The following is a 16,990-nucleotide window of genomic DNA, read 5'->3' on the forward strand; positions in this document are numbered from 1 at the left end:
AGTAAAAAGTGATTCAGTCTAAACTAATCAGAAAAGTCTAATCAGCCCTTCAACAAAGCCGTGTAAGCTGCCATAGTGATGTAATTGTATGGCTGGTTGAAGTGAGGCATAAAGAAGATATCACACAAAGCAAGCTCCTTAATCGTGACCTTCTTTTGAATAGCAAGAGAGAACAGGTGGATTGCTGCAGACATATCGTAGTTAGAAGCCAACTGGCATCCAACAATCACCTTAGTGTCTTTCTTGTAAACAATGCGAATCTTCACCTTTGGATTCTCAACTTCCATGAATGCAGGCTTTTGAGTATCCTCAAAATCAACGTAATTAACATCCATGCCCTCTTTTTGAGCGGCGGTCAAGCTCAAACCAGTGCAAACAAGCTTGTAATCGTAAATCATCATTGCGCTAGAACCTTGCACGCCCTCAGTTTCTACAGGAGTGCCACAAACGTTGTGGCCTGCAATCAAGCCGCTTCGAACGGCATTAGTGGCGAGCGCAATGTAGTTTACGCGGTCTCGAGCGTTGTCATAGATTGTAGCGCAGTCGCCGATAGCGTACACATCTGGGTCGGAAGTCTGCTGCTTCTTGTCAACCAGGAAAGCGCCATTTTCGTATTGCTTCAAATGATCTTTTCCAAGAGCAACATTCGGGTGGAATCCAATAGCGCAAATCACCATGTCGGCGTCGTAAGTGCCTTTACTGGTTTTAACGGCCTTGACCTCAGTATCTCCAACAATCTCTTCAACAGTTTGACCAAGCTCAAACTTAATGCCCTTATCTTCCATAATTTTCTTCAAGTTATCGGAAAACTCTGGGTCAAAGTAGCCGTTAAGAATATGGTCTTCCATGTCAATAAGAGTAACGTTCTTGTTCAAACGCTTAAAAGCTTCCGCAAGTTCAACGCCAATGTAGCCGCCGCCAAGAACCACAACATTATGGAAATCACGCTCTTGAAGCTTTGCAATAACAGTTTGAGCATTCTGGAAAAGCTTTACCATTTGCACGTTTTCCAAGTCAATGCCTTTAATGCGTGGCTTGTTTGGAAGGCTACCAGTGGCGAGAACAAGCTTGTCGTAAGAATCGTGAATAACAGTGCCGTCTTTAAGCTCGACTGTTACTTCTTTCTTTGCGTAATCAATGTCTAGAACTTTGCTTTCGAGATTTACCTTAGCGCCTTTTTTAACGAAATCTTCTGGCTTTTGGTAAAACAGCCCATCGCTGCTTTGAATCTGCTTGCCAATCCACAAAGCCATACCGCAGCCAAGGAAGGAAATATTGCTATTCTGATCGTAAATTGTAAGATCGTTTCCTGGGTAGCTCAAAATGGTGTTAGCGCAGGCAGTGCCAGCATGATTTGCGCCAATCTGAATAATCTTGGTCATCGGTAATCTCTTTTCGTCGTTGATATTATTGTTTAATTTTCATATGCGTGCTGTTAACAACATTGTTCGTTAGTTACACGCTGGTACTAAATCTTATTACATTGATACGAGTCTTGCTAATTTTGATTCTAGGTGTGTTGTTTTTGATTATTGTATAAGTTGTAATTACCATTTAATCTTTTCTATGAACGTGAAGTATGTAATAGAATCGTGAGTGTTTTATATAAGTGCATTCGTGTATATATAGTTTTCGCAATGTCTTTTGATAAACTTTGATAAATTTTGATAAACTTTTATAAAGTTTGATAAGTGAGAGTTGTATGAGGGGGTATTTTAATGCGTATTTTGATTACTGGTTTTACGCCGTTTGATAATGAGTCTATAAATCCGTCGTGGGAGATTGCGCAATCAGTGCATGCGCCTGAGGGTGTGGAACTTGTTCGTTTGCAGATTTCTACGGAATTTAACAAGGGTGCGAAAAAAGTTATTGAGAAAATAGAGGAAGTTCATCCTAATGCTGTGCTTTCGTTAGGGCAATTTGGCGGTTCTGCTTGTTTTAACGTCGAGTATGTTGGCATTAACTGTAGAGCTGCGCGCATACCGGATAATAGTGGATATAAGCCTTGGTATGAGCCTGTTGTGCAAGATGGTGATGTGGCTTATAAATCGACTTTGCCAGTTGTAAACATAGTTGACGCTTTAAATAAAGCAAAATTGCCGGCGTCTGTGTCTTTTTCTGCTGGCGCGTACGTGTGTAATGACGTGCTTTACAGTGTTTGTCATTATTGCCAAACTAGGAAATTGCCGATTAAGAGCGGTTTTATTCACGTTCCGTATTTGCCTGAGCAGATTCTCAATAAGCCGAGTACGAGTTCTATGAGTTTAGCTGATATGCTTCGAGGCATTGAAATTGCGTTGCAAGTAATTGCGAGGAATTGCTAATAAATAGTATAAGTATTTATTTTCTATGCTCGCTCAAGCACGCGCTCAATAGCGTTATTTTGCGAAAGAAGATAAACGCAATACTGGTTCATGCTTATGCCTTCGGCTTGAGATTGCTCAGACAATTGCCTGTGTAATTCTTTAGGAAGACGCAATTTGAATTGCCCAGAATAATCATTTAGCTCATGGCAAGACGGCTCTTTTTGTTGTCACGTAATTGGTAGGAGTAAATCCTCCATAGTTTAGGAGTAAATCCTCCATAGTTTTAGATTTATCCATGTGGCTATATTATTGTGGTTATGGCTGATTTTTCTCATATTCTTGCAACGCGTCCAGATTTTGATGAGTCTGATCGCGAATGGCTGCATCACCTTGTAGCAGACTGGCAGGTAATAGCAGACTTAAGTTTTGCAGACTTGCTTTTGATTATTCAAAACGGCAATGGTGATTACGTTGTGGCAGAACAATGTCGTCCGTCTACAGCAATTACACTTCGAACTGAAGATTTGTTGGGCGTAAAGCTAGATGAATCAATGCATCAAGAACTAAGTGCAGCAATGAGTAAGGAAACAAGTTTCCACTCTTCTGTATTAAGAACTGTTGGAAGGGCAACAGTTTGTAATGTTTACGCCCCAGTGCGTCACAATGGCAAGACGCTAGGTCTTGTTCTTCGAGAAACAAATCTTGCTACAAGAGAATCAAACGGTAGGTATGAGACCGAAAGCATTAATGCTGGCAAAACGTTGTTCGATATGATTCCTCGTGAACAATTCCCGTACCATGACTCAATGCTCAATCAGCGTCATAATGCTCGAGTTGCAGATGGCTTTATTGTTTTGGAAGAAAGCGGAATTGTGCGCTATGCTTCTCCTAACGCAATTAGCTGTTTCCGTAGATTAGGCGGATTAGACACTATGCAAGGAGAGTTTCTATGCGAGTTTGGAGCAAGATTGTTGCACACAAACGATGTTGTTCCTGAAAGTTTGCCTCTTGTATTAAGTGGTAAAGCGGATGTTGATTGCGAACTAGAAGTCAATAATTCTGTTGTCTCTATGCGCTCGCTTCCATTGTATGGTCCAAATGATCGAACGGGCGCAGTTGTTCTTTGTCGTGATGTTACAGAGGTTCTTCGTAGGGAAAAAGAGCTTCAAACTAAGAATGCTACTATTTCTGAAATTCACCATCGTGTTAAGAATAATCTTCAAGCTGTTTCTGCTTTGCTTCGTCTTCAAGCTAGAAAAACTAAGTCTGCAGAAGTGCGTAAAGAATTAGAAGAAGCACAAAGACGCGTTCAGACGATTGCTCTTGTTCACGAAGGTTTAAGTCAAACAGCTGATGAGGTTGTTGATTTTGATAAGGTTATTTCTAGTTTGCTTAAAATGTCTATCGAGCTTGCTTCGCAAAATCAGAATATTACGATAGATTTTTGTGGCAAGTTTGGAATGTTGGCGGCACAAGATGCAACTCCTCTTTCTCTTGTTTTAACAGAACTTGTTACTAATGCAGTAGAGCATGGTTTTGAAGGAGTTAGTGAAGGACATATTAAGATTTCTGTTGGTAGAGGTGGGGATAATCTGAGTATCGTCGTCGAAGATGATGGAGAGGGTATTGAAAGTGAGTCTTTGCACGGTATGGCTAAGTCTTCTGGATCTGGGTTAGGCACTCAGCTAATCAATACTTTTGTTACTAACGACTTTGGCGGAACAGTTAAATGGGAGCAACGTAGAGAAGGCGGAACTCGTGTTCTTCTCGATATTAAGCTACGAGTTCCAGGAGTGGAGTAGACGTAGCTTACAGTTCTGCGTTTTGGTTTCTTCTTGCACGTATAGCTCTGCGTTTTAGTGAACGTCGTTCATCTTCACTAAGACCACCCCATACGCCGTAATCTTGGCTTGTTTCGAGCGCGCATCTTAAGCAATTGTCTGCAACGTTACAAGTTCTGCACACTGCTTTGGCTTCCTCAACCTGCTGATTAGATGCACTGTTGCTTCCCACTGGGAAGAAAAGTTCAGGATCTTTGTCTCTGCATGCTGCTTTTGAACGCCAATCAAATGCGCTGCTCATAAATAAATATCCCCTTTAAAAAACGTAGCTTACGCTGGTTAAAACTATTATTAAACTTTGTTTTTAAAAACTATCCGCACTCAAGGAAACCATGAATATAACTTTTTTTCAAGACTTTTTTAAGAATTTTTTATTTTTTTAATTTTTTGAATAATTTAAAATATCTTTTTTATGTAAAACTTTATGTAAAACTTAAAATCTGCAATAGATTAGCACTTCCAGGAATTACCATTACACATCTTCCTGGAGTTTGATAATCATCTACATTAAGAGTTTTTAGCAAGTCTGATGGTATTCCAAGCATTGTATCCGCTCCAGCATCTCCTGTTGGGAATATTATTCTTACTGGCGCTTGTTCTGGTATACGAATATGCCTTGCATTTTGTGCGCAGAAAATTACAGTTATTTTTGGATTGACTAGTTTGCTTTGAAATTCTTGAGACCTTGTGTCGCTACTAAAAGGTTCTAGCAGTGAGTCTGCATTGTCTAAAATATAAATATTTTGCGAATTGTTGTATGTGTTTCTTGATTTTATAGCTTTAGAAATTACGTTTATAAGATTAGTTTTTCCTCTCTTATTTCCTCCAATAATTGCGATATTCCCCAGATTTATAGGTAGAATTGCTTCGCTTAAATTAATGCCATCGTCTTTTAAGCCTATTAACAATCCATCTTCTTTACTAGAGTCAGAGTTAAAGTCAGAGCTAGAGTCAGAATCAGACCTAGAATATTTATCGTTGCAAAAAGTATTATTGCAATAATTTTTGATTGTTGAATAACCTAAATATCTTGGTAGTGGGGCACTGAATAGTTGTTTAGGCTGATTATAGTAGTAGAATTTTCCAGCTAATTTTATTGCTTGTATAAGAGAATCTTTGTTTCTGCTTTGTGAGCATTGTAATGCTATTATTCCATCTCCAGTGTTGCAATATGCTGCTCCAGGATTGTTTGGATTTATGCTTGCTGCACAAGATGATCCCAATAATTCATGAGATTGCATTGCATCTCTAACTCTTAAACATATGTTTATAGACATATTTGCTTTCATATCTGCATTTACTTGTGCCATTGGATTCTGTGTACATGCTATAAGGTGCATTCCTAAGGATCTTCCAACTGATGCTATTCGTATAAGACGATTCATGTAGTCTGGCAATTGATTTTTTAATGCGTGAAATTCGTCTATAACAATAGCCAGTGAAGGCTGGTATGGTTTTACTTGATTAATATCATGGCATCCTTGGCATGCTACTAATCTTTCTCTTCTATTTAATTCTTTTTCTAATCCTCTAAGTGCTCTTACTGCATGTTGAAGGTTTAAATCTCCTACATTCCCAATGCTGTGTGGGAGTGTGGAAAGAGCGTCAAATGTGGCTCCACCCTTAAAATCCATAAAAACAAATTGCAAAGATTTGGGGGAGTAGTTGAATGCTAAAGCCAAACACCATGATGTTAGTAACACAGATTTTCCTGAGCCTGTTGTACCTGCTACAAGAGCGTGTGGTCCGTTTCTAATAAGGTCTAAACAAAAGTATCCGTTTTCGCTTATACCGATTGGTGCTACGAGTTTTTTATTTGACTCGTTGGAAGATTTTAGCCAAGAGTAAACAACATTTTTCCATGGAGGAGTAGCGTGATTTACTATATTTTTAGAATTACTTATGCTGCTTATTTGATTCGCATTATTTATAAGTATTGCTTCTAAATTTATTGGAACAAGCGTATTTGGAACACCTTGAACATGCTGGCGACTTATACTTTTAGAAAATTGTGTTTCAACATGTTTTTTAATATTATTTTCGTTTTTGTTATCACTTTTCTTATTCACATTGTATTGAATAATTTGTGGTATTAAGCAAGCAATATACATCATTATGCTTGGGATGACCATAGCTAACATCATCCAACTTTTTTGCAAGCACGCCATTATTGCTAGAGCAATATTGGCAAAAATCGGCACAATATTAGCGATAATCTGCATCCAAAACATTGATTTTGAGGATGCGTTTTTATTACAGATCGCGTTGTTTTCATAGTTTCTGTAGTTTTTACATTCCTTATATTCCATAGCGCAATCATGCATGAGTTTTTACAGTTTGTGCAAGGAAAATACAGCAGTGTGGTTAAAGGTTTAAATACGATAAAACTTTTTGTGTTAATCGTGCTAATTGTGTTAATCGTATTCGTATTATTGTTGATTCATTAATTCTGCAAGTGTTCCTACGCTTCCAGGAGCATGTGTTCCTGCAGATAACTGGTTGAATAATTCAATGTTCTTGGCGTCGTCTAACAATACTGATGATCCGACTCCGTAAACCTCATAATCAGGGTTTGTCCAATAAACTGTTCCCGTTACACCGTCTTTTCCTGTAGCTTCTTTAAACGCAAGCCCCATGTTTAGTAGTGTTCCAGGATTTGTGTTTTCGTCTAACATTGCTGAATCGAGAGATGCTTTTGCAAATCCTTTTACAGTTCCAAAATTTGTAAGTGTGCTGCTAGATAATGCTTTTTTCATTATTGCGCTTATCACCATGCGTTGTCTTGCCGCTCTACCAAAGTCGGATTGTGGATCCGCGTATCTCATTCTGGAAAAAGCTAGCGCAACTGTTCCGTCTACACTATGGCATCCAGCTGTCCAATTAAGACCACTGTATGCGTCACTTACAGTGCGGTTATAGCATAAATCTATTCCGCCCAGAGAATTTACAACTTTTGTAAGTCCTTCAAATTTTATTTCTGCTACATGGTCTATTTTGTGACCAGTTATTTTTTCGACTGTTTTTGTTAAGGCTCGTTTTCCAATATCTTGTGCAACAGTGTTTATTTTCATTTGCTGACCATTTATTGAAACAAGCGAATCTCTTGGAATTGATATTAAAGAGCTGTGTCCGCTTACAGGTTTTGTTAGTACAAGTATAGTGTCTGTTCTAAAGCCTGTTATCTCTTTAGCTTCTTCGCCTTCTCTCTGGTCTGATCCTAGAATAAGCCATGTTGTTTCTTGAGTGTCTTCTGTATTAGTCAACCATGGTTCGCGTTTTATTTGTGAATCAACCCAGTTCCAAGATAACGCTCCACACACTCCTACAATAATTAAGAGCGTTACTAACAATAGAGTTAAGTATTTTAAGAAATGATGTTTTTTCCTATAACCTATAGGATTATTAGCAGAATTATCAATTGATTCTACATCGTCTGGTTTTTCAAAGATTTCATTAGACGTTCCTATATAAGAGTCAGGTGAAATCGTATGCGATTTGGAATTTGAATATGCTGTGCTAATCGGTTGCACATTAATTGATGGTGTTGTATTCGATATTTTTGGATGACTTATGTTACCGTTTCTGCGCGATGTTGGTGCAAAAGATGGTGCTTTTTGGTTGATTTGTGAGTTTTGGTTTTCTACTTCTTTAAATTTGTGATTCTGTTTAGGAGGAAAACTCGGTATTGCATTTCCATTATTTGAGCTTGCATTGTGTGAGAAAGAGCCATTCATATTTTTTCTACGATTAGATGGTGCAAAACTAGGAGGATTATTCTGATTCCCTGAAGCGTCTTCTGGACGTTGCTGGCTCATTTATCCTCCTGTAGCATGACTCGTAGGTTTTTGCTAATTAATAATTTCTAATCGTATTAACTCAAAGCAATAACCAACAATGGCATTATAAAGCATTGTGGTTATAACGCAGTGTCGAAAATATATTTTCTATCTTTCTTATTATTTCCCTTTTGGAACTGCGCAAATAGTGTTATTTAAGTATTTATCTGCAATACCCATGTAATGTCCAGTATTTGGATCTCTTATGGTTCCATCATCTGGATCCACTATGCCTCCACTATTTGGGTCTATTAGTCTACCTAATTCGTCTTTAGCTAATCCAGTTTTTGGATTAATAGCGCTAAGTTTTCCTGCTGTTCCGTTATTTGTAGAATCGTAGGAGCCTGTACCGTTCGTATTATCCGAATCGTCATTTGAGACATTGGAATCTTTAGAAGTTGATTTTTTATCTTCTTTAGAATTCTTCTTTGTAGATTTTTCAGACTTACTTTGCTTAGAGGCAAGATGCTTAGTAAGTGGTTTATTTTCTCTCATCAATTCCCAAACATCTTCTGCACTGTCGTCAAGAATAACACGATTCTCGTCAGCTGGATCAGCTGTAATCGGTATTGTTTGTGCATAAATATTAGAAGTATTTAACTTGTGAAGGCTTGTTGCTAATCCAACCAGTGTTGCAGGATTTGCTAATCCTTCGCTTATATTAAGTGATTTTAGAGCAGATTTTGCAAGCTGATATAGCTGACCAGATTGGGTGAACAAGTTTTTAGACAATGCTTGATGAATAAGCTGTTTTAGTAGATATTGTTGACGCGTAGTTCTCATAATATCTGAGCCGTCGCTTGCAGTATCATGCCTCATTCTTGCATACTGTGTTGCTTGAACACCATCTAAATGCTGTAATCCGTGCTTTAAGTTAACTCCAGTGTAGTAATCCTTAGTATCTACTGGAATACACAGATTTACGCCGCCTATTGCGTTAATCATGTCGCTTAGACCACTAAAGTCCGCAACAATGAAATTAGTTATATCTAATCCAGTAATTTCATTTACTGTTGCAAGAGTGCATGATGCTGCCGACGCTAAATCTCCGCCTTTAGCGTACCCGAGAGCAAAAATAGAATTAAACATCACTTTGCGTCTGGAAGGAATTTTTCCGTTAGTCGTATTGCATGATGCTGCTTTAACCATTGAGTCTCTTGGAATAGAAACAATATTTATATAAGATCTGTCCGCACTGATTTGAACAATCATTGCCGTATCTGACTGATGATTTTCATCTTCTCCGCCACCCTGAAAAGCACGGTTTTTGCCTTCTCGAGTATCTTGACCAAGAACAAGAATGTTGATTGTTTTCCCAGCGTTAGGATCTACTGCTTGAACTTTTTTGCCATCTTTTGTAATTATGTTAACAACACGGGATTGTATTGTAGACGAAAAATCAAGCCAAACAGCTGCTATGATTGTAGAAAAGAAGGCTAGAACGGCAACAATAACAATAGAAATTAATTTACGAGAATTATCTAAAATATGGTTGCTTAGGCTATGATGTGGAGCTGAGGAGTCCCAATAGTTAGTTTGGTACCGGCGGTCTTGTTCATAGCGAGAGGCTGCCATGCTTCCTTCTTTCGTAAACACACATATGAGCCACTATTATAGTGCATTCTATTGAGAATTATCTAAACATGCATAATACATACCCCTTGCGTACACTATTATGTATGGATTCATTAACCGCTGAGACTGATACGTTTGAAAATAATGTTTTACACGTTTTTTCAGCTTTAAATCGCAAGCAACCGCGCGAAGTTGATTCGTCGATTATTTCAATAATGAGTGTTGAGAGAGATACGCGGTTTTATGAAGACACTTTGCAAGCTTTAATAAATCAAACTGTTCTTCCAGGAACTATTGTTGTAGCTGATTGTGCTAATAGAGTAGAAAAAGAATCTGTAACATCTTTTAATGTTCAAATAGAACCAACAACATTATCTGGTCTAATTTCTAGCGCAGATTTTGTTAGTAATTATGGTGGTGATTTTTATAACAACAATCAGGGCTATATACAGGAATCTTACGCAAAGATAAAGGTTATTGTTCTACCTATTAAATCTGCAAAATCTTTTGGTGATGCGGTAGAAAAATCTTTGAGAAAACTTTTACCATTGCAAGGCGTTAAATCTTTGTGGCTTCTTCACGACGATTCAAAACCTTGCGATAACAAGTGTCTTGAAGCTTTAAGAGAAACATGGAGAAATACGCCAACAGCTTGTATTCTCGGTGCAAAACAAGTGGATTGGCAGGGTAAGATTTTGCACAATGTTGGCATGTATGCATGGAAGCATAGGGTGCATTCTCTCACTGTAGAAGGTGAACCAGATCAGGAGCAGTATGATTTTCGCGGAGATGTTTATTCTGTTTCTTTGGCTGGTGCTCTTGTTTCTCTTAGCGCATGGCAAACAATGCGAGGGACTCAACCTTGGTTAACAACGTTTGAAGAGTCTAATGATTTTTGTAGGCGAGTTATTTTAAGCGGTGGGCGAGTGGTCGTTGTGCCAAAAGCTCGCATAGCGCATAGAAGAGCGCGTTTTGATGGAATACGCACTCGAAGTGGAGAAGAAAGACCTGCTGAAAAATCTAGTATTTGCTACGGTTCTGCATATTCGATTATGGCAAAACAAAGATATTTGTACACGGATATTCGTGTGATTATGTGGCCAATTGTTTGGTTGTGTAGCCTGCCTATGTCATTAATTCGCGCATTGCAGTCTTTGTTTGCTAAGCAGCCATATGTGGCATTCATGCACCTTATGCTTCCGTGGATAGCATTAGCTCAATTTCCTAGAGCTATTTTTGCTAGAAGAAGAGTATCTAGAGTTGCGAAAGTGTCTTTGAAGAGGCTTTCGTCCCTTATAGCCAGTCGTAGCCAAATTACACGTTGGAAAGACAAGACTGTTGCTTTTAAAACTCAAAAAAAGGGAGTTATTTTAAGTCCGCTTGCAAGGCGACATTTGCATAAGCGAATTTTACTTCGTTGGAGTGCTGCTATTTTTGCTTCTTTGATTGTGTTTGCGGCTGTTATGCTTCTTTATGGTGCTCCTATTAGTAAGATTTTTTCTGGATCCTCGCTTTATTCAAGCCAATTACTTCCTACTGGCTCTAGTTTTAATCAACTTTTTAATTCTGCAATCGGATCTTATATTCCAGATGATGGTTTTGCCTCTGCAATACCTCCATCTCCTCTTCTTATTATTTGGATGCTCGCCTCTATTGTGTTTGGTGGCAATGCAATCGCTGCAGTAAGTGTTATTTTCTTCCTTGCAGCTCCAGCAATGTTGTTAAGTTTTTGGGCGCTTGCAGGAGTATTTACTCGTTCCGATATTGTAAGAGTTTGCTCTGGCATTTGTTGGACAATGGTTGCAATGGCATTTGGCATATTCGCTAGAGGCGACTTACCAATGCTTCTAACAATGGTGTTTTTGCCAGCAGCATTTGCGTTTGCTTTCCACGCTGTAGGAATGTATGTTACAGAAGACCCAGTGCTTCCTGTTCCATCTATACAATGTGCTGCATGCGCGTCGTTATGCTTTATGATTCCTCTTGCAGCTTGCCCTCAGCTTATCCTACCTATGATTGTTATTTTCATAGCATCATTGATAATGGTTCGTTCACATCGTTTTATGCTAGCGCTTATGCCTATACCTTCTGTGTTGGTTCTTCTTCCAACTTTAGGTAGTGTAGTTCGTTATTTTGAATCTGGAATGTGGCGTCAGCTTTTTGCGACCATGGCTGTTCCATCGCAAAAAATCAATGGTGCTCCTAGGGTTATCAACTATTTAGATGTTTTACTTAGAGCTTTCAATATTGATTTGAATCATTTTTCTTCTCAATCTTTGCCTATTATGCAGCTTCGCGGAATCATAATGATTGTGTTTGCTGTTCTCGCTTTGTTAATGGCTTTAGCTTCTCTTGCTCTTCCATTTGCTTTAAGAACTTCTAGAATGATGTGGGTTGTGATAGTAAGTGGTATGGCTCTTTCATTAGTTGCTTCTAGAGTCGTTATCGCAGCGGATTTTGATGGTCCTATATCTTCTAGCGTTCTTCCAGGCGTATGTTTAAGCGCTCTTGGCGTACTTGCTTGCATGTGCATGGTTGCTGGTAAGGCTGTTCATCGTTTTGAGCCTTTGCGAAGGTCTAATGTAAATATTGATAATAATCCAGACGATTATACGACGCGCGTTTCTAAGCGTGCTGCTATTAGGCGCTCTGCTAAAGCGATGCTCCGTAAGATTATTCATCTTGCTAGAGGAATTTTAGCTTTTGGTATTTTTGCTGTTGCTATTCTGCTTGGATTATTTGCTGTAACAAGTGGTCCTTTAACTTCTGTTTATGCAAGTGATAATGGTTTACCAATGGTTGTTTCTGACTATTTAAGGAAGAATGACTCTAATCGTGTTCTTGCTATTAAAGCAATAAATAGTCGTGAGCTAGATATTTCACTTATGCGAACTGTTCGCGGTGATCTTATTGATCTATCTCCAGCATTGCAAGTTCGAGATGTACTTTACGGGTATTCTCCTAGCAGAAACACATTATATTATGCGGCTTCTAAGCTTCTTTCTCATGCAGACGATGAGTCTATAGAAACTCTGAAACAGCTTGGAATAGGTGGAATTTATATTGTTAACGATTCCAGAACTAAAACTAACTTATCTGCTAACAATTCCATATTGTCTTCTGATAGCACTTCGAATAATGCGGCTACAGAAACCCTGATTGCGAACGTTAATGCTTCGGATGGTACTCAACTTGTTGTTTCATCTGATCATGGAACATACTGCCGTTTTGATGTTGATAACAGTAAAAAATCTGTTTCAAAAACATCGATTTATAGTCATTCTCGTCCACTTTCATGGAGAATGCCTTGGTTTATTGTTTTTGCTTTAGTCCTATTATTGTATTGCTTAGTAGCGTTACCGCGTTTTAATAATAGCAATTTAATAGAGCGTTTAGATGATTAGTTAGATGATTATGATTTATTAAACGAATAATATGTCAGGGAAGATTTAAATGAAGTCGAATAAGAATTCTAAAAATAGTCATCGTCATGCAGAAGAGTATGCTTCTGTTAATCCTTCTACTCGTTTTAGAAGATTCAAATTATGGTCATTGTCGCTTTTAAGCGCTGCAATACTAGTTTCTACTGCTGTTGTAATATCCTACACATCTCCGTTTAAACATATTATGGATGATCCTATTTATCCGAATGGAAGTGTGGAAAAACAAGTAAGTTCTACTAATTTTCAAACGGTTTGTCCGACTAGAGTATCTTTGCCAGATTTAGCAAATTATGGCGATAGTGAGTTTCAAGAATCCGAAGGTGATTTAAAGTCGGTTGCGCGATATGCATCCTTTGGCAATGTTTATAAATCCTCGGTACATGGTTTAAAAGATTCTGGGAATTCTAAAGATTTAGTCAATAAATCTTTTACTAATGCTTCTAATTTAGATGATGATAGTAAAGCTTATTTTGCTGAAAATAATGTAGATAAAGATTCTCAAATTTTAGAAAGCAATTTTCTTAATGCACAGTCTGGTACTGGATCAGTTGCTTCTAGTGTATCTTGGGCAACAAATGGGGATTTAAAAGGATTGTCTGCTACTTCTTGCGTATCTCCATCAATGCGACAAAACTTTATTATTCCGCAAATATCGGAAGGTGTGTCAATAAGATTAAATTCTATTAATCTTTCATCAAAACCAACTGTTGTGAGTGTTAAAGCGTGGTCAACAAGTAGATCAGGTGCTCAAATGAATCTATCTACTGGAAGTACTTTTACTGTTCCAGCGCATAGTGACTCTTCTTTTAACATTTCTGCCGCAGCCGAGAAAACTAATGGGCTGTATATTCAAGTTTCAAGTGACCAAGCACCAGTTTCATCTTTTGTTAAAGTCGTTCGCTCTCAAGGACTTGTTTCTAAGGGAGTGGATATTATTCAACCAACAAGCTCAGCGTCTAAGGAACCTGTTTTACCAGGCATTACAGATGGAGATCAGGTCAAAGCTTATATTTGGTCTGATAAAAGTGGGAAACTCGATTTATATTGGCTGGATGATTCAGGAAAGAAAAGCATTAAGGAAGTAGATCTTAATGCAAGGCAAGTTCAGGTTGTTGATTTAGAAAATGCTCCTAAGGGAGTTGGCGCTATTTTTGCTCAAAGCACTGTTCCGACTTTTATTATGGCTTCTGTTGAAAGAAACGGTAAGGATGGTCAGAGTGATATTGCTTTTGTTAATGCTGTTAATCCTATGACTAATAGTGCTTTTGTGTCTCCGCTTTCTGCAGATGAAACTTCGTTATATATTGCAAATGGTTTAGTGGATAATTCTCACGTAACCATAAATGCTTATGATTCTTATGGGATAAAGGTATCTTCCAAAGTAGTTGATATTAAACCTTATACTGTTTCAACAATATCTGCAAAAGATATTAATCCTAAGGCAGTTATGTTTACGCTTAAATCAAAGTCTGGTGTATCTTTTGCTTCTAGGATTCAAAATAATACTGTAAATAGTGCGGGGCTTGCAGGAGTTGCTTGGATTCCTTCTAAATCACTTGATCCTAATAGGATAAGCGTTAAGGTTAGAGCAAATCCTGCTATTGTGAAGTAGTTTATTTAGTAGATTATTTTAATTAGCTTTATTATTTTAATTAGCTTTATAATCCCCAGTCTGGGTCTATTTCTTCTGGTCTTCTGCCATACAATTCTGCTAGACGTTGTACCATCTCATCTCGTATGGCGTATTGTAATTCTGCGCGGCTAGTAACGTGTGTGCATAGCGGCAGCCTGTACAATACGATTCTAGGTGGTATTCCTTTGGAAGCTGGAAATACTTGAGACATTATTCTTTTGTTGCTTTCCCAAAGTACTGGTTGAGATGGTGGAACGTCTTCTACAGCAAACTGCACGCCTTTTGTAAGATTAGACCATGCGCCATTAAGTCTTCGTATTTGACCAGCTACCATTGAGTCAAACATTCCGCTTGCTGTTCTATACCGTGGTAGTCTTGTGCCAAACATTGGCATTCTCATTCCTCTGCCATGTCGATTTTTATATCTTCGCTGTTCCCATATTAAAGACGTCATGCTTTAACTTTATTTGTATGCTAGGGCAATTCTGCAAACTCATAGTGGAATAGGTAGTGAAATGAGTGGGCTACAAAACATGCAAGACACGTTGTAGTAAATATGTTAATAATATGGAATACTTGAATTGCAAGGTTTGTACAGGAGGCAAGTGTTGGAGTCTAATATTCATGAGTGGAATGAGCAAGGACTTTGTGAGTATCTTGCATCGTATTCGCTTATTGGTTTTGATTTAGACAATACTCTTGCTTGTTCAAAAAAACCTATGACAAGTGGAATGCGCACAGTTTTTGGTGATTTGATAAATAGGTTGCCTATTGCTGTTATTACTGGCGGTGACTTGCGACTAGTTAAAAGTCAGATTTTAAATGTTTTACCTACATATACAAGACTTGATAATCTGCATATTATGCCGACTAATGGAGCAAGCTATTATCGCATTTCGGATGGGCGATTGTCCTGCATTTACTCGCATAATATTTCTGACGATGATGCAAATCATGTTATTGAAGTAATTATATCTTGTGCTAAAAAAATGGGTTTGTGGAAGTGTGATTCAGATGAGAAACTTTGGGGGAGTCAGATAGAGAATCGTGGTACGCAAATTACTTTTTCGGCTTTAGGTCAACTCGCTCCAGTTGAATTTAAAAAACAGTGGGATCCTAGTGGTGTTTTAAAAACTACTTTAGCTCAAGAAATTTCTAAAAATTTGCCTGATTTTTCTGTGCGTGCTGGTGGTTTTACTAGTGTCGATATTGTCAGCAAAGGCGATAATAAGGCTCAAGCTCTTAAGGCTCTTTCTTCCTATTGCCATATTCCTTTAAATAAGATGGCTTTTGTTGGAGATCGAATGTATGAAGGTGGTAATGATTACCCAACATCTTTAACTGGAGCTTTGGCTGTTAGGGTGAAAGATCCTAGTGACACATTTAACTTGTGCATTGGAATGTTAAAACATCTTAATTCCTAGTGTGTTGATTTTTAGACAATTTTCTAATTCCATGAATATTTTCGAATTTTAAAATAGCCTTTAACCACATTGACTTAATTCTATTGCAATTACATTTTGTAATATTTATCGTCGATTTTATGCTTTTAAAAAATCTAACTCATAAAATAAATAGGCTTATTCTTAACATTTCTTGGACGAGTATTTTTAAAACCATGGTTAATCTTATTCTTCCAGTTGGCTGCGCAGGATGTGATCTTCCTGATTGCGTTTTGTGCGATGATTGCACGAGTATGTTTAAAGAATGGCATAAGGATCCTTTGATAAGCGTAATGTGTGGAAATATTTATTCGTGCTCAACTTATGTGGGTTTTGTAAGGAAATCTTTGTTGTGTTGGAAGGATCATAGTAATCAACTTCTCGATAAGCCTTTTTCATATTTGGTTTCTCAATTAATAATCAAAGTTATTAGTGATTATGAAAATAGCAGAAATAGTTATGAAAATAGTTATGAAAGTAATTGCGAAAATACCGATGAGAATATTATTGAAAATCTTATTATCGTACCAATTCCATCGTCTTCTAAATCACAAAGAAAACGCGGAAGAAAACACATGGATCCTATTGCTAAATACGTTTCTAAAAATCTTAAAGAATATGGTATTAATGCGCGTGTTGTAAAAGCAATCAAAATGGGCAAAATAAAAGTAAAATCAGTTCAAGTTAAAGGAAGTAGGGGACGATCTTTGCGAACCACAAAAGGGTTTTTAGTAGACACAAGAATAGTGCCAAAAGGATGCAAAGTAATACTTTTAGACGACATTATCACTACAGGATCTACGATGAAAAATTGCGTTGAGGCATTAAAAGATTGTTGTATAACAGTTTTTGCATGTTTTGCTATAGCAGGAGTATGGTCAAAGGAAAGTGTTTTATACAGTCTATAATAATTC

At 37.8% G+C, this 16,990-nt stretch carries 12 protein-coding genes and 1 pseudogene; 6 read left to right on the top strand and 7 right to left on the bottom strand.

Annotated elements, in window-relative coordinates:
• Window positions 1-41 precede the first annotated feature (41 nt).
• Window positions 42-1,382, bottom strand: a complete 1,341-nt coding sequence (gene nox / locus ACJV45_RS02160; RefSeq protein ID WP_419397550.1) for a H2O-forming NADH oxidase — start codon at window positions 1,380-1,382, stop codon at window positions 42-44.
• A 336-nt stretch (window positions 1,383-1,718) separates the two neighbouring features.
• On the opposite strand from nox, the gene ACJV45_RS02165 reads away from it, so the two are divergent.
• Window positions 1,719-2,324, top strand: a complete 606-nt coding sequence (locus ACJV45_RS02165) for a pyroglutamyl-peptidase I (protein WP_419397551.1) — start codon at window positions 1,719-1,721, stop codon at window positions 2,322-2,324.
• Between the two features lie 23 nt (window positions 2,325-2,347).
• On the opposite strand, the pseudogene ACJV45_RS02170 reads toward ACJV45_RS02165, so the two are convergent.
• A pseudogene (locus ACJV45_RS02170) lies at window positions 2,348-2,527 on the bottom strand (toxin-antitoxin system HicB family antitoxin); the annotation flags it as partial.
• 96 nt (window positions 2,528-2,623) lie between these two features.
• Here ACJV45_RS02170 and ACJV45_RS02175 point away from each other — a divergent pair.
• Window positions 2,624-4,108, top strand: coding sequence for a sensor histidine kinase (locus tag ACJV45_RS02175; RefSeq protein WP_016813303.1), 1,485 nt, complete (start codon window positions 2,624-2,626; stop codon window positions 4,106-4,108).
• Between the two features lie 7 nt (window positions 4,109-4,115).
• On the opposite strand, the gene ACJV45_RS02180 is transcribed toward ACJV45_RS02175, so the two are convergent.
• The 4 genes from ACJV45_RS02180 to ACJV45_RS02195 all read right to left on the bottom strand — a co-directional run bounded on the left by ACJV45_RS02180 (window position 4,116) and on the right by ACJV45_RS02195 (window position 9,558).
• Window positions 4,116-4,388: a WhiB family transcriptional regulator gene (locus tag ACJV45_RS02180; RefSeq protein ID WP_004113182.1), complete on the bottom strand. Its 273-nt coding sequence runs from the start codon at window positions 4,386-4,388 to the stop codon at window positions 4,116-4,118.
• Window positions 4,389-4,569: 181 nt separating this feature from the next.
• Entirely contained in the window at window positions 4,570-6,471 is a 1,902-nt protein-coding gene (locus ACJV45_RS02185; protein ID WP_419397552.1) for an FtsK/SpoIIIE domain-containing protein, read from the bottom strand.
• Between the two features lie 105 nt (window positions 6,472-6,576).
• Complete coding sequence (locus ACJV45_RS02190) at window positions 6,577-7,962, bottom strand: LCP family protein (protein ID WP_016813300.1); 1,386 nt, start codon at window positions 7,960-7,962, stop codon at window positions 6,577-6,579.
• A gap of 141 nt (window positions 7,963-8,103) precedes the next feature.
• Window positions 8,104-9,558 carry an LCP family protein gene (locus ACJV45_RS02195; RefSeq protein WP_004123373.1) on the bottom strand — a complete coding sequence of 485 codons (1,455 nt, stop codon included), beginning with the start codon at window positions 9,556-9,558 and terminating at the stop codon, window positions 8,104-8,106.
• A 104-nt stretch (window positions 9,559-9,662) separates the two neighbouring features.
• Here ACJV45_RS02195 and ACJV45_RS02200 point away from each other — a divergent pair, with 104 nt between their 5' ends.
• Both ACJV45_RS02200 and ACJV45_RS02205 read left to right on the top strand, forming a co-directional pair.
• Window positions 9,663-12,962, top strand: coding sequence for a glycosyltransferase family 2 protein (locus tag ACJV45_RS02200; RefSeq protein ID WP_419397553.1), 3,300 nt, complete (start codon window positions 9,663-9,665; stop codon window positions 12,960-12,962).
• A gap of 49 nt (window positions 12,963-13,011) precedes the next feature.
• On the top strand, window positions 13,012-14,613 hold the full coding sequence (locus tag ACJV45_RS02205) for a DUF5719 family protein (protein ID WP_419397554.1): 1,602 nt from the start codon (window positions 13,012-13,014) through the stop codon (window positions 14,611-14,613).
• Between the two features lie 46 nt (window positions 14,614-14,659).
• Here ACJV45_RS02205 and ACJV45_RS02210 read toward each other — a convergent pair whose 3' ends face one another.
• Window positions 14,660-15,088, bottom strand: a complete 429-nt coding sequence (locus tag ACJV45_RS02210; RefSeq protein WP_004138024.1) for a metallopeptidase family protein — start codon at window positions 15,086-15,088, stop codon at window positions 14,660-14,662.
• A gap of 151 nt (window positions 15,089-15,239) precedes the next feature.
• On the opposite strand from ACJV45_RS02210, the gene ACJV45_RS02215 reads away from it, so the two are divergent.
• A complete protein-coding gene (locus ACJV45_RS02215) occupies window positions 15,240-16,058 on the top strand; it encodes an HAD-IIB family hydrolase (protein ID WP_415704812.1) in 819 nt (272 codons plus the stop codon).
• Between the two features lie 119 nt (window positions 16,059-16,177).
• Window positions 16,178-16,984, top strand: a complete 807-nt coding sequence (locus ACJV45_RS02220) for a ComF family protein (protein WP_419397555.1) — start codon at window positions 16,178-16,180, stop codon at window positions 16,982-16,984.
• Window positions 16,985-16,990 lie beyond the last annotated feature (6 nt).

The organism is Gardnerella lacydonensis, from assembly GCF_048545055.1.
GTDB lineage: Bacteria > Actinomycetota > Actinomycetes > Actinomycetales > Bifidobacteriaceae > Bifidobacterium > Bifidobacterium vaginale_C.

What these genes read in the sequence shown, in the direction of transcription:
- ACJV45_RS02165 (WP_419397551.1), top strand. Translation starts at nt 1,719, where the DNA reads ATGCGTATTTTGATTACTGGTTTTACGCCGTTTGATAATGAGTCTATA.
- ACJV45_RS02205 (WP_419397554.1), top strand. Translation starts at nt 13,012, where the DNA reads ATGAAGTCGAATAAGAATTCTAAAAATAGTCATCGTCATGCAGAAGAG.
- ACJV45_RS02185 (WP_419397552.1), bottom strand. Translation starts at nt 6,471, where the DNA reads ATGCATGATTGCGCTATGGAATATAAGGAATGTAAAAACTACAGAAAC.
- nox (WP_419397550.1), bottom strand. Translation starts at nt 1,382, where the DNA reads ATGACCAAGATTATTCAGATTGGCGCAAATCATGCTGGCACTGCCTGC.
- ACJV45_RS02220 (WP_419397555.1), top strand. Translation starts at nt 16,178, where the DNA reads ATGCTTTTAAAAAATCTAACTCATAAAATAAATAGGCTTATTCTTAAC.
- ACJV45_RS02200 (WP_419397553.1), top strand. Translation starts at nt 9,663, where the DNA reads ATGGATTCATTAACCGCTGAGACTGATACGTTTGAAAATAATGTTTTA.
- ACJV45_RS02210 (WP_004138024.1), bottom strand. Translation starts at nt 15,088, where the DNA reads ATGACGTCTTTAATATGGGAACAGCGAAGATATAAAAATCGACATGGC.
- ACJV45_RS02195 (WP_004123373.1), bottom strand. Translation starts at nt 9,558, where the DNA reads ATGGCAGCCTCTCGCTATGAACAAGACCGCCGGTACCAAACTAACTAT.
- ACJV45_RS02190 (WP_016813300.1), bottom strand. Translation starts at nt 7,962, where the DNA reads ATGAGCCAGCAACGTCCAGAAGACGCTTCAGGGAATCAGAATAATCCT.
- ACJV45_RS02180 (WP_004113182.1), bottom strand. Translation starts at nt 4,388, where the DNA reads ATGAGCAGCGCATTTGATTGGCGTTCAAAAGCAGCATGCAGAGACAAA.
- ACJV45_RS02175 (WP_016813303.1), top strand. Translation starts at nt 2,624, where the DNA reads ATGGCTGATTTTTCTCATATTCTTGCAACGCGTCCAGATTTTGATGAG.